Below are 13956 nucleotides of genomic sequence, written 5' to 3'. Positions count from 1 at the left end.
GAATTAACCTGGTTATACCGCGGATGCACCACCGACGATCTCGGTGAGTTCCTGAGTAATGCTGGCCTGACGAGCTTTGTTGTATACCAACTGCAGCTCTTTAATCAGGCTGCCGCCATTGTCGGTCGCGGCTTTCATCGCAACCATACGTGCGGCCTGCTCGCTGGCCAGGTTTTCTACCACGCCCTGATAGACCTGAGATTCGACATAACGACGCAGGAGGGTATCCAGCAGCGCTTTCGGATCGGGTTCGTACAGGTAATCCCAGGTTTTACGTTTCAGATCATCATCTTCTGAAGCCGGTAACGGCAGCAGCTGGGTGATCGTCGGCACCTGAGACATGGTGTTAATAAATTTGTTGCTGACAATATAAAGCTTGTCCAGACGACCTTCGTCGTAGGCCTGCAACATCACTTTTACCGGACCGATCAGTTCGGACAGGGCTGGTTTATCGCCCATACCGGTAACCTGAGCGACAATGTTGCCACCTACGGAATTAAAGAAGGACACACCTTTAGAGCCGATCATTGCGAGGTCGCACTGAACGCCTTTTTCGGTCCATGCCTTCATATCCGCCAGCAGTTTCTTGAACAGGTTAATGTTCAAGCCACCGCACAGACCACGGTCGGTAGACACCACCAGGTAGCCCACGCGCTTAACGTCGCGTTCTTCCAGGTACGGGTGCTTATATTCCAGATTACCGTTCGCAAGGTGACCAATCACTTTGCGCATGGTATCTGCATAAGGACGGCTGGCCGCCATGCGATCCTGCGATTTACGCATTTTGGAAGCGGCGACCATCTCCATCGCTTTAGTGATCTTTTGCGTGTTCTGGACGCTTGCGATCTTACTACGTATCTCTTTTGCGCCGGCCATGAGCTTCTCCTCAATGCCTACGGCCTGCCCTAAGACAGGCCGTCAGACTTTACCAGGATTGGGTTGCTTTGAAGGAATCGAGGATGCCTTTCAGCTTGCCTTCGATTTCGTCGTTATAGCCACCGGACTGGTTGATCTCTTGCATCAACGGAGCGTGATCACGGTCGACGTAAGCCAGCAGAGCGGCTTCGAAGCTACCGATTTTCGCCAGTTCTACATCCGCCAGATAACCACGTTCTGCCGCGAACAGAACCAGAGACTGCTGCGCGACGGACATCGGCGCATACTGTTTCTGTTTCAGCAGTTCAGTTACTTTCTGACCGTGGTCCAGCTGCTTACGGGTTGCATCGTCAAGGTCAGATGCGAACTGGGAGAATGCTGCCAGTTCACGATACTGTGCCAGTGCGGTACGGATACCACCGGACAGTTTCTTCATGATCTTGGTCTGAGCTGCACCACCAACACGGGATACGGAGATACCCGGGTTAACCGCAGGACGAATACCGGCGTTGAACAGGTTGGTTTCCAGGAAGATCTGACCATCGGTAATGGAAATTACGTTGGTCGGAACGAATGCGGAAACGTCACCAGCCTGCGTTTCGATAATCGGCAGCGCGGTCAGAGAACCGGTTTTCCCTTTCACTTCACCTTTGGTGAAGGTTTCAACGTATTCGGCGTTAACACGCGCAGCACGCTCCAGCAGACGAGAGTGGAGATAGAATACGTCGCCCGGGAATGCTTCACGTCCTGGTGGACGGCGCAGCAGCAGGGAGATCTGACGGTATGCGACAGCCTGTTTAGACAGGTCATCATAAATGATCAGCGCATCTTCGCCGCGGTCGCGGAAGTATTCGCCCATTGCGCAACCGGCATACGGCGCCAGGTATTGCAGTGCAGCAGATTCAGACGCGGTTGCCACAACAACGATGGTGTTAGCCAGCGCGCCGTGTTCTTCCAGTTTACGTACCACGTTAGAAATGGTGGACGCTTTCTGGCCGATAGCCACGTAGACGCACTTGATGCCGGAATCACGTTGGTTGATGATGGCGTCGATTGCCAGCGCGGTTTTACCGGTCTGACGGTCGCCGATGATCAGTTCACGCTGACCACGACCGATTGGGATCATGGCATCAACGGATTTATAACCGGTCTGAACCGGCTGATCGACGGACTGACGTTCGATTACGCCCGGTGCGATAGCTTCAACGGCGGAGAAGCCGTCGTTGTCCAGCGCGCCTTTACCATCGATTGGTGCACCCAGAGTGTTAACCACACGGCCCAGCAGGCCACGGCCAACCGGAACTTCCAGGATACGACCAGTACACTTGACGGTCATGCCTTCGGCAAGGTCAGCGTACGGACCCATAACTACAGCACCAACGGAGTCGCGCTCCAGGTTCAGTGCGATAGCGTAACGGTTACCCGGCAGGGAAATCATCTCACCCTGCATACAATCGGCCAGGCCGTGGATGCGGATAACACCGTCACTTACAGAAACAATAGTACCTTCGTTGTGAGCTTCACTCACAACATTGAACTGAGCAATGCGCTGCTTGATCAGTTCGCTGATTTCGGTGGAATTCAGTTGCATGCTCCAGTCCCCTTAAGACTGCAAGACGTCTGCAAGGCGTTCAAGACGGCCGCGTACGCTGCCATCAATGACCATATCACCCGCACGGATGATAACGCCTGCCATTACAGACTTATCGATTTTGCAATTCAGCTTAACTTTGCGTGACAGACGCTTTTCCATCGCGGCGGTGATTTTCGCGAGCTGCTCTTCACTCAACGCATTAGCGGAAATGACTTCTACCTCAGAGGTAGCTTCACTCGCGGCGCGCAGGTGTACAAACTGCTCAAGAACATCAGGGAGCACTTTAAGACGACCGTTTTCAGCCATCACCTTAATCAGGTTCTGACCGTTTTCGTCCAGTTGCTCACCGCATACTGCGATAAACGACGTAGAGAGCGTTTCCGGCGCCAGTGCGCCAGACAGAAGCTCTGCCATTTGTTCGTTCTTCGTCACTTCGGCGGCAAACGCCAGCATGTCCTGCCAGCGATCTACGCTTTTGTGTTCGACGGCAAAGTCAAAAGCTGCTTTGGCGTAGGGGCGAGCTACCGTAACAAATTCAGACATCAGCCCCTCCCTCCTTACAGTTCAGCGACAAGTTTATCCACGATGTCGCTGTTAGCAGCTTCATCCACGGAACGTTCGATGATCTTCTCGGCGCCAGCAACAGCCAGGATAGCGACTTGCTTACGCAGTTCTTCGCGAGCACGTTTACGCTCGGCGTCGATTTCTGCCTGAGCCTGTGCCACGATTTTAGTACGTTCCTGCTCTGCTTCAGCTTTGGCTTCGTCCAGGATCTGGGAGCGACGTTTGTTCGCCTGCTCGATGATAACCTGGGCTTCCGCTTTTGCTTTTTTCAGCTGGTCGGTCGCATTGGCCTGTGCAAGGTCCAAATCCTTTTTAGCTCGTTCTGCAGAAGAAAGACCGTCAGCAATCTCTTTTTGACGTTTTTCGATGGCAGCCATTAACGGCGGCCATACGTATTTCATGCAGAACAGAACGAACAGGACAAACGCGATGGCCTGGCCGAGGATTGTTGCGTTAAGATTCACAGCACAATGCCTCTTATCTAGTTAACGTTCTGATATTGCTCTTACTTAATTCAAAGCAACGCTTACTACGCGACAGCGAACATCACGTACAGACCCAGACCTACAGCGATCATCGGGATAGCATCCACCAGACCCATAACGATAAAGAACTGAGTACGCAGCAGAGGAATCAGATCCGGTTGACGCGCTGCGCCTTCCAGGAATTTGCCCCCGAGGATGCCGATACCGATCGCAGCACCGATTGCCGCCAGACCCATCATCACAGCGGCAGCCATGTACAGCAGATCCATATTCAGGTTTTCCATGACAGTCTCCAGTTTGTTTCAGTTAAAACGTAGTAGTGTTGGTAAATTAATGCTCTTCAGACGCCATCGACAGATAGACAATCGTCAGAACCATGAAGATGAAGGCTTGCAGCGTAATGATCAGGATGTGGAAAATGGCCCAAGGCACATTCAGAATCCACTGTGACCACCACGGCAGCAGGCCAGCAATCAGAATGAAAATCAGCTCACCGGCATACATGTTGCCGAACAGTCGCAGACCCAGAGATACTGGTTTGGACAGCAGGCTTACCCCTTCAAGGATTAAGTTGACAGGAATAAATGCCCAGTGATTGAACGGCTGCAGTGTCAGCTCTTTAGCGAAGCCACCGATGCCTTTCATTTTGATGCTGTAGAACAGAATCAGGATAAACACGCCCAGAGCCATAGACAGGGTAATGTTTACGTCCGCAGACGGAACCACGCGCAGCGCCGGCAGGCCCAGTATATGCTCAGCAATATACGGCAGCAGGTCGATAGGCAGTAAGTCCATCAGGTTCATCAGGAAGACCCAGACGAAGATAGTCAGGGCAAGCGGGGCGATAACCTTGCTTTTGCCATGGTACATGTCTTTGACACTGCCATGAACGAAGCCGATTACCAGCTCAATCGCGGTCTGAAATTTACCTGGTACGCCGCTGGTCGCTTTTTTGGCAACGCTACGGAACATAAGCAGGAACAACAGACCCAGCACCACCGAGAAGAACATGGAGTCAATATTGAGCGTCCAGAAGGTGGCTGGGGGGTTATGCGGATCTACCAGCGAGAAAGTACGCAGGTCCAGCTGAAGGTTATTCAGGTGGTGCCCTATGTATTCCTGCGGCGTCATATTTTCAGAAGCCATGATGCCTTTTACCCTTTGTTGTTAATTACAGCGGGTGCCAGTATCTGAACCACTAGCACCAAAATCCATGTAACGATCAGCGGTAAGAATACCGCCTTTAAAACCGCCAGCGCCACAATCAGTAACACCAGCATCGCTAGCACCTTAAACGCTTCGCCGAAGGCGAACGTCCAGGCCACTTTGCCCTTCGCGGGTGTATGCGCCTGGTGACGCCAGGCAAAAATCATAAACAACATATTAGGCAGTAACACTGCCAGGCCTCCACACACGGCGGAGATGCCCCAGAAGGGGTCTTTTAGGCTGAACAGCAATCCGCTTGCTATCACTGCCAGAAGCTGAATGAACAGAAGCTTACGAGCAACGTTTCGACTCACGAGCGACATAGACATCACGTTTCTACTCCTGCTCCCTTTGAGGTATGCCGCGTGTCGTATAAAACGTTCTTTAAAGCTCGGAGTCAAGCATCAAAAAGCGGTCAAATTATACGGTGACGCCCCGTGATTTCAAACAATAAGTAGCCAAAACGTGAATAAATATTTAAATATTTTTCATTCACGCTATTTTTCCACTTTTCGCCAAAGTGTGAACGATCGTACAAAACTGCAAATACAGCTAAAACAGTGGTTACAAAGCGTGCACGAGATCACATATTAAACATTTTAGCGCTCATCATCTGTATCAACGTAGCAAAAGATGACATCTCATCGTTTTGATATCTAAGACGAAATCAGAGCACTCTTTTAAAAACAGGTAGAAACAGAACAAAAACCATTCATTGACATTCATAATAACTTATTAACATGACAAAATGGCTAACGTGATGACTTATAGCACGCTGATATTTTCCATGTTTACTATTTTCATCATTAACAAAAAAGCTTGGTTATTGAGAAGATAAAAACACGTTAAACTTGAGTTAAATTAAGCGAGTCACTGGCGCGTAGTGTCGCCAATTTGTTAACACCAGAGACCGCATTTTTTTCTACTTTTTTTGATAATTATTAAATTTTCTTTGGTGCAATAATCACCAAATGACGCTCCCCTTCCAGCTGAGGAACCCGCAATTCAACAATGGATTCGACGCTGAACTGCGGCGGAAGCTGCGTAATCTCATCTTCAGGCAACTGGCCTTTAAGTGCATAAAAACGACCTTCTTCACCCGGCAGGTGATGGCACCAGCTCACCATATCGTTCAGCGAGGCGAAGGCGCGGCTGATAACGCCATCAAACGGCGGCTCGGCCGGAAACTCTTCAACACGACTCTGCACCGGCGTGATGTTAGTCAGCGCAAGCTCATGCTGAACCTGGCGCAGGAAGCGAACGCGCTTGCCCAGACTATCGAGAAGCGTAAAGTGCGCATCCGGAAGAACGATAGACAGCGGTATTCCCGGCAGGCCCGGCCCGGTGCCGACATCAATAAAGCGTTCACCTTTCAGCGACGGCGCCACCACGATGCTGTCGAGGATGTGGCGCACCAGCATCTCGTTTGGATCGCGTACCGACGTCAGGTTGTACGCTTTGTTCCACTTGTGCAGCATATCGACATAGCCAACAAGCTGATTTTTCTGGTGATCGGTGAGCGAAATACCTGCTTCATCCAGCAGACGAGAAAGTTTGTTGAGCACGTTGATGACCCTATCAGAAAATAACTGCCCGGTAGCATGACGCGTACCGGGCCGATGAATCAAGTGGGCGAGCGTAAGATGCTCGCCGGAAGAGCCGCCGGGGCGGTAATCAGGCGCTGCGGCGCAGCAGACCTTGTTTTTTCAGCCATACCAGCAGAATCGAGATCGCCGCCGGGGTGATCCCGGAGATACGCGATGCCTGGCCGATCGAAACCGGTTTGTGATCGTTGAGCTTGGCAATGACTTCGTTCGACAGTCCGTTCACCTGACGATAGTCGAGGGTGGCCGGCAGCAGCGTGTTTTCATTGCGCTGTTGTTTTTCGATCTCATCCTGCTGACGCGCGATGTAACCTTCGTATTTCACCTGGATTTCCACCTGCTCTGCCGCCTGAGCGTCTTTCAGCGCAGGAGAGAACGGCGTCAGGGAGGTCAGCTGCTCGTAGGTCATTTCCGGACGACGCAGCAGATCTTCACCGTTGGCTTCGCGAGACAGCGGTGCAGTCAGGTGAGCGTTCACTTCGGCTGCTGATTCCGCCGATGGCGTTACCCAGGTCGACTTCAGACGCTGGCGCTCGCGCTCGATGTTTTCCAGCTTCTCGTTGAAACGCGCCCAACGAACGTCATCCACCATCCCCAACTCGCGACCGATTTCGGTCAAGCGCAGATCGGCGTTGTCTTCACGCAGCATCAAACGATATTCGGCGCGGGAGGTGAACATGCGGTACGGTTCTTTTGTCCCCAGCGTACAGAGATCGTCCACCAGCACGCCGAGATAAGCCTGATCGCGACGCGGCGCCCAGCCGTCTTTATCGGCGGACAACCGTGCGGCGTTCAGACCCGCCAGCAGCCCCTGTGCCGCGGCTTCTTCGTAGCCGGTGGTGCCGTTGATCTGGCCAGCAAAGAACAGACCGTGGATAAATTTGCTTTCCAGCGTCGGTTTCAGGTCGCGCGGGTCGAAGAAATCGTACTCAATAGCATAGCCTGGACGGACGATTTTCGCGTTTTCCATCCCCTGCATCGAGCGGACGATCTGCATCTGCACGTCAAACGGCAGGCTGGTGGAGATACCGTTCGGGTAAATTTCGTTGGAGGTTAGCCCTTCCGGCTCCAGGAAGATCTGGTGCTGGTTACGATCGGCAAAGCGCATGACTTTGTCTTCGATCGACGGACAGTAGCGCGGGCCGATGCCTTCGATCACGCCAGCATACATCGGGCTACGATCGAGGTTATTACGGATCACGTCATGGGTTTTCTCGTTGGTATGCGTGACGTAGCACGGCATCTGGCGCGGGTGCTGAGACACTTCGCCAAGGAACGAGAAGACCGGCATTGGGTCATCACTGTTTTGCTGAGCCAATACGCTGAAATCGATGGTGCGCGCGTCAATTCGCGGCGGCGTCCCGGTTTTCAGGCGGCTGACGCGCAGCGGCAGTTCGCGCAGGCGACGGGACAGCGGGATAGATGGCGGATCGCCTGCGCGGCCACCGCTGTAGTTATCCAGGCCAATATGGATTTTGCCGTCCAGGAAGGTCCCGACGGTCAGCACGACCGCTTTTGCACGGAATTTGAGGCCCATCTGGGTGACAGCGCCAACAACACGATCGTTTTCGACAATCAGATCTTCAACCGCCTGCTGGAAGATCATCAGGTTAGGCTGGTTCTCCAGTGCAGTACGGACCGCCTGACGGTAGAGCACGCGATCCGCCTGAGCGCGAGTGGCGCGAACGGCCGGGCCTTTACTGGCGTTTAGTATCCTAAACTGAATGCCGGCGTGGTCGATCGCCGTTGCCATCAGGCCGCCGAGCGCATCCACTTCTTTTACCAGGTGTCCCTTCCCAATGCCGCCAATCGCCGGGTTGCAGCTCATCTGCCCCAGAGTGTCGATATTGTGTGTCAAAAGCAGGGTCTGCTGACCCATTCGCGCTGCGGCCATCGCGGCCTCAGTGCCTGCATGACCCCCGCCAATGATGATGACGTCAAAAGGATCCTGATAAAACATGGTGGTTTGCCTCGCGTACTGCGGTTTTTAAATGGATTGAAGTCCGGGCGTGGATTCTACTCAACTTTAGTCGATGGAGAAAGCGTCTGGATCCTGGGTATTAAAAAGAAGATCTTTTTATTTAGAGATCTGTTCTATTGTGATCTCTTATTAGGATCGCCAACCTTTGTGGATAAGTACGATCCGGGCATTAAGATCAACCGTTTAAGACGGATCATTATCTGTGAATGATCGGTGATCCTGGTCCGTATAAGCTGGGATCAAAGTGAAGGGTTATACACAACTCAAAAACTAGCCAACGGTTATTCTTTGGATAACTACCGGTTAATCCAAGCTTTTAACCAGAGTTACCCACATAAAAAAGTACGATCTTTACAAATCTCTGAGCAATGGATGCCATGATCCCAGCCAAATTTCAGCCGGATCTTCCGGTATCTCATGTTCAAGGACGTTGATCCGCAGCGTTTCACCAACCTGTTTTGCGCCACAAGCCTTCAGTTCAGCTTCCAGTTTGTCGATCGCACCGCAAAACGTGTCGTATTCACGGCTACCGATACCAACGGCACCGAAGCGAACGCGGGAGAGATCCGGTTTCTGCTCGCATAATGCTTCATATAAAGGAAGCAGGTTGTCAGGAATATCGCCCGCACCGTGTGTAGAGCTGATCACCAGCCAGATCCCCTCAGCAGGAACCTCATCCAGCATCGGGCCATGCAGCATTTCGCTGGAAAAACCAGCGTCGTCCAGCTTTTCCGCCAGATGTTCCGCAACATATTCAGCACTGCCAAGCGTGCTGCCGCTGATTAGAGTGATGTCTGCCATGCTCGCCCACCGTTATAAAGAAGGCGCATTGTACGCTGTGAGCGAGCTGGGATCTACCTGTGGAAAAATGTGGGATTAAAAAAAGCGATCACGGCTTGATGGTACGCATGATCGGGTTCTGCAGGACGATCAGCGTTTCGGTGGACTGAATTTCATCAATTGTTTGGATCTTGTTGATAAGTACCTGTTGGAGGGCGTCGATCGATTTGCACATCACCTTAATAAAGATGCTGTAGTGCCCGGTGGTGTAGTACGCCTCGGTCACTTCATCCAGGCTTTCCAGCCGTGCCAGCGCCGACGGATAGTCTTTCGCGCTCTTGAGAATAATGCCGATAAAGCAGCCCACGTCATAACCTAATTGTTTGGGGCTGACGTCGACGTGCGCGCCGGTAATGATCCCGGCCTGTTTCATCTTCTCTACGCGAACGTGGATGGTGCCCGGGCTGACGGCGAACTGCTTAGCCAGTTCCGCGTAGGCGGTACGGGCGTTGGCCATCAGGGCCTCAAGAATGCCGCGGTCCAGATTGTCGATCTGATAATTTTCCATAGGTTTTTCTTATGAAGATTAATGATTACCTCTATTTTAGCCTTTATTTTTAATGAATCAAAAGTCGATAAGGCTTTTTGTTGTTTGATTATTGAATTGCGGGCCTGTTTTGTTGCTTAATCAATTGCAACAGGACGCAGGAGTAAAAATAATGAAAACCGCATACATCGCAAAACAACGCCAGATCAGTTTCGTTAAATCCTATTTTTCCCGTCAGCTGGAAGAGAAGCTAGGGCTCGTAGAAGTCCAGGCGCCGATCTTAAGCCGCGTGGGGGATGGGACACAGGACAACCTGTCTGGTTGCGAGAAGGCGGTTCAGGTGAAAGTGAAAACACTGCCAGATGCCCAGTTCGAAGTGGTTCATTCCCTTGCGAAGTGGAAGCGTCAAACCCTGGGACAACACGACTTCAGCGCGGGCGAAGGGCTGTACACGCATATGAAGGCCCTTCGCCCCGATGAAGACCGACTCTCTCCGATTCACTCCGTTTACGTTGACCAGTGGGACTGGGAACGTGTGATGGGGGATGACGAACGCCACGCCGGCACGCTGGAAAGTACCGTAAAGGCGATTTGGGCGGGCATTAAAGAAACCGAAGCTGCTGTAAGCAAAGAGTTTGGGCTGACACCGTTCCTGCCAGAACAAATTCACTTTGTGCACAGTGAAACGCTGCTGAGCCGCTATCCGGGCCTTGATGCAAAAGGCCGTGAGCGCGCCATCGCTAAAGAGCTGGGGGCGGTGTTCCTGATTGGCATCGGCGGTAAACTCTCCGACGGTCAGCGCCACGATGTACGCGCCCCGGACTATGACGACTGGAGCACCCAGACCGCCTCCGGCCTGACGGGGTTGAACGGTGATATTCTGGTGTGGAACCCGGTGCTGGAAGACGCGTTTGAACTCTCTTCTATGGGGATCCGCGTGGATGCGAAAGCGCTGAAACATCAGCTGCAGATCACCGGCGACGAAGATCGTTTACAGCTGGAGTGGCACCAGGCGCTGCTGCGTGGTGAAATGCCGCAGACTATCGGCGGCGGTATTGGTCAGTCTCGTCTGACGATGCTGTTGCTGCAACTGCCCCATATCGGCCAGGTACAGTGCGGCGTATGGCCGGCTCAGGTACGTGAAAGCGTCTCCGCTCTGCTGTAACCCAATCTAACGCCGCCAGCGCCTCAGCAGGCGGCTTCTTAACCCGGTATCAAAGCGCCAGATATGATCGAAAATGCGCATGATCCCGGGTTTGCCATGAGCGGACATCGCCACCGCGTGAAAACGATGCTGATGTTTATGCTGAAGATCCCCCACCTTTTTGACCACCTCATCCGGTAGCCGCTGGGCGATAAAATCGGAAATCACCACCGCGTCGGCATCCTGCCACTGCGGGTTTTGCAGATGCTCGATAATGGCGCGGAAGCAGCTGGCCATATCGGTACCGCCGCGAAAACGCTGGCTTAAAAAGCGGATCGCCTGCTCCAGCCCCTGACGCCCGGTTAACTCGTAGCGCACCACTTCGCTGGAGAACAGCATAATGTAGCAGCGACGGTTATCCGCCAGCGCCACGCGCATCAGCGCGAGGCAGAACGCTTTGGCGCACTGCTCGTTGAAGCCGCCCATCGAGCCGGACGTATCCACGCAGACAATAAACGGCCCGCGCGGCTGTTCATCAACGTCCTGATGTACGACCGGACGCTCGGTCACCTTCTCGCGCCAGGCGTCGCCGTGTAGACGGTAGGTTAGCAGCTGTTTCTCCACCAGCCGCCGGTAAAACTCATATTCCAGCTCGGTGATGCCAAGCGTTGCCAGCTCCGGCGGCAATAAACGCAGAATATCGTCGCTTTGCTGGATACCATCAACCTGCTCGGGCACGGTGGAGGGCTCGCGCACCAGCGAACGGAAAGTCTCCATGGGGGAATCTTTCTTCGGCACTGATTTGGCCTCGCGCGAACGGCCCAACTGCTCGGCCAGGCGCAGCAGCTCCGGCTGCTGGCTGAGAAACTCACCGTATTTCACAATCAGCTGATAGTCGCCGCGCTTAAGCTGTCCGGCGCTCATATCCCACAGCCGCCCACCGGCGCTATCGTTTTCCACCAGCACCGGATCCAACTGACCGCTTAACGTCATTCGTTCCTGTACTTCGCTCAATAACTGTTCACGCTCTTCTTCCAGCAGTTGCTGATTGAGGGAGGTGACCTGAACCACCAGGCTTAAGCGCCAGCGTTGCAGGAAAAGGGTGTGTAGCGCAGGGGTAAAAGTGGCGTTATTTGCCGCCAGCTGCTGAGCCTGAGCGGCAAAAGGCGACTGGACGCGAGTGAGTAGCGCCAGAATCTGCGGCAGTTGAACGATAAACTGGCTGGTGGAGAGTATCTGGCTCTGCTGATAGCAGATGACCTCCTCTTCCAGCTCGTGTGGCACCGGGGCGCCTTTGAGTCGGTTTCTAAAGGTTTCGCGCCAGCGGGGAAGATCGTCGGTAATGGCGCTTTTCAGGCGTGGAAATTTTTCAAAGAACACGGCCAACTGCGGGGAAGCCAGCAGGGCGATGATCATCTCTTCGATCATCCCCTCTTCGCCGACCGCCAGCATGACGTTGAGCGTATCGATGGTCAGCATTAACTCTGCGCCTGCTTAATTTGTGCGGCCACGTCCTGAAGGCTGGCTTCGATACGTCCCAGCCATTCGTCATGAATGAACAGACATTTTTGCTGCTCGCTAAAGCGGTTATGCTGCTGGTGCCACTCTTCATCTAAGGCGAGCAGCTGCTGGCGGATCTCGGTCGGCATACTTTCTGCTGAGCCCGAACCCGGCAGGGACAGACGGGTACCCTGAAGGCTGATGTCGCGCACGACCAGATGCTGTGCTGCATCCACTTCCATATTTAACGTCAGCGCAAAACCGATACCGTTGAGCTTACCGCGAATCTCGCCGCCCTTCTCCAGCCAGTTTTCCAGCGCCTGGCGCTCGAAAGTAATGTGAATGACCTCAATATCGTGCAGCTTGAGCGGCTGCTGGAGCAGCAGGGTCACCGTTGGCGTTTGAATCTCCGGCGGCAGCTCATAATGCGGTTTGCGGCTAAACATGCCGCCCAGACGGGTGACTTTCAGCGCGGTTTTGTCGCTTTGTTGCTGCTGAATTTGCAGGCGCTGCTGGGTGATGGCGCCCAGCTTGTTGAGCATGGCCTGCTGCTGCCATGCATGCCCGGTCATCAAAATATCTATTTGTTGTTGAAGAAGATTTCGGCTTTCCGCATCGTGCCACAGGCACTCTTTTAGCAGGATCAGATCGATAGGCGCGATCGTGTCGCGGCCGCTGAAGAAAGCGCAGGCTTGCAGCAGACGGATCGCCTTTTTCCAGCGACGATCGGAAACGTAAGGCGCATTTGGTAGATTATCCAGCTGTTGGCGCAGGGTAAAAATCAGTTCAAACACCGCATCCGGCAGCTTCACGTTGCCGATATCTTTCTGCCACTGGAAGTACTCTTCGTCGGTAACCTGCAGATTGGCCGGAATCGGGTTGTCGTTTTCATCCTGCTGGCTAATCAGCATCGAGCGGAAATTGCCCTTATCCTGCACTTTATCGAGCCACAGGCGAATCAGCATGCGGTCGTACAATGCTTCGAGACTGCTTTCGGCTTCCGGCAATTCATTCGAGGCGGTGACCAGCAGGCGCATGGGAATCTTTTCCACGCTGGCGCCGTTGCGGAAGTGACGTTCGTTGATGGCGGTCAGCAAGGTGTTCAGGATGGCCGGGCCCGCTTTCCAGATTTCATCAAGGAAGACGATCTCAGCCTCAGGTAGATAGCCGGCAGTCAGGCGCTCATAGCGGCCTTCATCTTTTAACGCCTGAATAGAGAGCGGCCCAAAGACCTCTTCCGGCGTAGAGAAACGGGTCATCAGATATTCGAACGCGCGGGCGTGCTGGAAGGCGAACTTCAGGCGGCGGGCAATCAGGCTTTTCGCGATCCCCGGTGGACCAAGTAAAAAGACACTTTCGCCGCTCAGGGCTGCCAGCAGGCAGAGGCGAATAGCGTGACTACGTTCAAATAGCCCTTTCTCCAGCGCGCTGCTCAGCCGCGAAATTCTTTCTGCTAATAAATGTGGTTGGGCCATAATTAACTTGCGTCCTTTCGCCGTTTAATCAGCTAACTGGCTGAGTATAGACGTTTAAGTCTTTAGGTGAATAGCCTGAATAGTACCTCGCAATTTCTTGAGGCAGGTTAATATGACGTGATTAAGGGGTACGATTTTGACGCTAATCGTGCATACTGTGCGCTTTTCGTGGGCCAAGGGACTAGGCACACATTTGTTTC

The 13956-nt window shown here is 53.2% G+C and carries 14 protein-coding genes; 1 reads left to right on the top strand and 13 read right to left on the bottom strand.

Translation table 11 applies throughout. The features are described from left to right. Positions 1–12: 12 nt before the first annotated feature. From atpG to asnC, 11 genes are all read right to left on the bottom strand, one after another. The gene (atpG, locus tag K7B04_RS05150; protein WP_035893615.1) at positions 13–876 is read right to left on the bottom strand and encodes a F0F1 ATP synthase subunit gamma; all 864 of its coding nucleotides are present in this window, start codon (positions 874–876) and stop codon (positions 13–15) included. Positions 877–925: 49 nt separating this feature from the next. Continuing rightward, positions 926–2467: a F0F1 ATP synthase subunit alpha gene (gene atpA, locus K7B04_RS05145; protein ID WP_064540595.1), complete on the bottom strand. Its 1542-nt coding sequence runs from the start codon at positions 2465–2467 to the stop codon at positions 926–928. A 12-nt stretch (positions 2468–2479) separates the two neighbouring features. Then, on the bottom strand, positions 2480–3013 hold the full coding sequence (gene atpH / locus K7B04_RS05140; RefSeq protein WP_064540592.1) for a F0F1 ATP synthase subunit delta: 534 nt from the start codon (positions 3011–3013) through the stop codon (positions 2480–2482). Positions 3014–3027: 14 nt separating this feature from the next. Then, positions 3028–3498: a F0F1 ATP synthase subunit B gene (gene atpF / locus K7B04_RS05135; protein WP_064540589.1), complete on the bottom strand. Its 471-nt coding sequence runs from the start codon at positions 3496–3498 to the stop codon at positions 3028–3030. A gap of 65 nt (positions 3499–3563) precedes the next feature. Beyond that, positions 3564–3803: a F0F1 ATP synthase subunit C gene (gene atpE, locus K7B04_RS05130; protein WP_000429386.1), complete on the bottom strand. Its 240-nt coding sequence runs from the start codon at positions 3801–3803 to the stop codon at positions 3564–3566. A gap of 46 nt (positions 3804–3849) precedes the next feature. Continuing rightward, a complete protein-coding gene (gene atpB, locus K7B04_RS05125; protein ID WP_005121454.1) occupies positions 3850–4665 on the bottom strand; it encodes a F0F1 ATP synthase subunit A in 816 nt (271 codons plus the stop codon). Between the two features lie 8 nt (positions 4666–4673). Next, positions 4674–5054, bottom strand: coding sequence for a F0F1 ATP synthase subunit I (gene atpI / locus K7B04_RS05120; protein WP_223803608.1), 381 nt, complete (start codon positions 5052–5054; stop codon positions 4674–4676). 612 nt (positions 5055–5666) lie between these two features. Next, entirely contained in the window at positions 5667–6290 is a 624-nt protein-coding gene (gene rsmG, locus K7B04_RS05115; RefSeq protein ID WP_163449341.1) for a 16S rRNA (guanine(527)-N(7))-methyltransferase RsmG, read from the bottom strand. Between the two features lie 109 nt (positions 6291–6399). Beyond that, positions 6400–8289 (bottom strand): tRNA uridine-5-carboxymethylaminomethyl(34) synthesis enzyme MnmG, encoded by a 1890-nt coding sequence (mnmG, locus tag K7B04_RS05110; protein ID WP_163449342.1) that lies wholly within the window; start codon positions 8287–8289, stop codon positions 6400–6402. Between the two features lie 372 nt (positions 8290–8661). After that, complete coding sequence (gene mioC, locus K7B04_RS05105) at positions 8662–9111, bottom strand: FMN-binding protein MioC (RefSeq protein WP_163449343.1); 450 nt, start codon at positions 9109–9111, stop codon at positions 8662–8664. An 88-nt stretch (positions 9112–9199) separates the two neighbouring features. Further along, entirely contained in the window at positions 9200–9658 is a 459-nt protein-coding gene (gene asnC, locus K7B04_RS05100) for a transcriptional regulator AsnC (protein ID WP_035893632.1), read from the bottom strand. Positions 9659–9809: 151 nt separating this feature from the next. Between asnC and asnA the strand changes: the two genes are divergently transcribed. Then, on the top strand, positions 9810–10802 hold the full coding sequence (asnA, locus tag K7B04_RS05095) for an aspartate--ammonia ligase (protein ID WP_065357333.1): 993 nt from the start codon (positions 9810–9812) through the stop codon (positions 10800–10802). Between the two features lie 6 nt (positions 10803–10808). On the opposite strand, the gene viaA is transcribed toward asnA, so the two are convergent. Beyond that, positions 10809–12260, bottom strand: coding sequence for an ATPase RavA stimulator ViaA (gene viaA / locus K7B04_RS05090; RefSeq protein WP_163449486.1), 1452 nt, complete (start codon positions 12258–12260; stop codon positions 10809–10811). Then, positions 12260–13756 (bottom strand): ATPase RavA, encoded by a 1497-nt coding sequence (gene ravA, locus K7B04_RS05085; RefSeq protein ID WP_064540571.1) that lies wholly within the window; start codon positions 13754–13756, stop codon positions 12260–12262. The genes viaA and ravA overlap by 1 nt, the downstream gene beginning before the upstream one ends. Between the last annotated feature and the right edge of the window lie 200 nt (positions 13757–13956).

The organism is Kluyvera sp. CRP (assembly GCF_019930565.1).
Taxonomy (GTDB): domain Bacteria; phylum Pseudomonadota; class Gammaproteobacteria; order Enterobacterales; family Enterobacteriaceae; genus Kluyvera; species Kluyvera georgiana_A.
The sequence above is the reverse complement of the archived record's forward strand: the minus strand, read 5'-3'. Positions and strand labels throughout refer to the sequence as shown.

What these genes read in the sequence shown, in the direction of transcription:
- atpG (WP_035893615.1), bottom strand. Translation starts at nt 876, where the DNA reads ATGGCCGGCGCAAAAGAGATACGTAGTAAGATCGCAAGCGTCCAGAAC.
- atpA (WP_064540595.1), bottom strand. Translation starts at nt 2,467, where the DNA reads ATGCAACTGAATTCCACCGAAATCAGCGAACTGATCAAGCAGCGCATT.
- atpH (WP_064540592.1), bottom strand. Translation starts at nt 3,013, where the DNA reads ATGTCTGAATTTGTTACGGTAGCTCGCCCCTACGCCAAAGCAGCTTTT.
- atpE (WP_000429386.1), bottom strand. Translation starts at nt 3,803, where the DNA reads ATGGAAAACCTGAATATGGATCTGCTGTACATGGCTGCCGCTGTGATG.
- atpB (WP_005121454.1), bottom strand. Translation starts at nt 4,665, where the DNA reads ATGGCTTCTGAAAATATGACGCCGCAGGAATACATAGGGCACCACCTG.
- atpI (WP_223803608.1), bottom strand. Translation starts at nt 5,054, where the DNA reads ATGTCTATGTCGCTCGTGAGTCGAAACGTTGCTCGTAAGCTTCTGTTC.
- mnmG (WP_163449342.1), bottom strand. Translation starts at nt 8,289, where the DNA reads ATGTTTTATCAGGATCCTTTTGACGTCATCATCATTGGCGGGGGTCAT.
- mioC (WP_163449343.1), bottom strand. Translation starts at nt 9,111, where the DNA reads ATGGCAGACATCACTCTAATCAGCGGCAGCACGCTTGGCAGTGCTGAA.
- asnC (WP_035893632.1), bottom strand. Translation starts at nt 9,658, where the DNA reads ATGGAAAATTATCAGATCGACAATCTGGACCGCGGCATTCTTGAGGCC.
- asnA (WP_065357333.1), top strand. Translation starts at nt 9,810, where the DNA reads ATGAAAACCGCATACATCGCAAAACAACGCCAGATCAGTTTCGTTAAA.
- viaA (WP_163449486.1), bottom strand. Translation starts at nt 12,260, where the DNA reads ATGCTGACCATCGATACGCTCAACGTCATGCTGGCGGTCGGCGAAGAG.
- ravA (WP_064540571.1), bottom strand. Translation starts at nt 13,756, where the DNA reads ATGGCCCAACCACATTTATTAGCAGAAAGAATTTCGCGGCTGAGCAGC.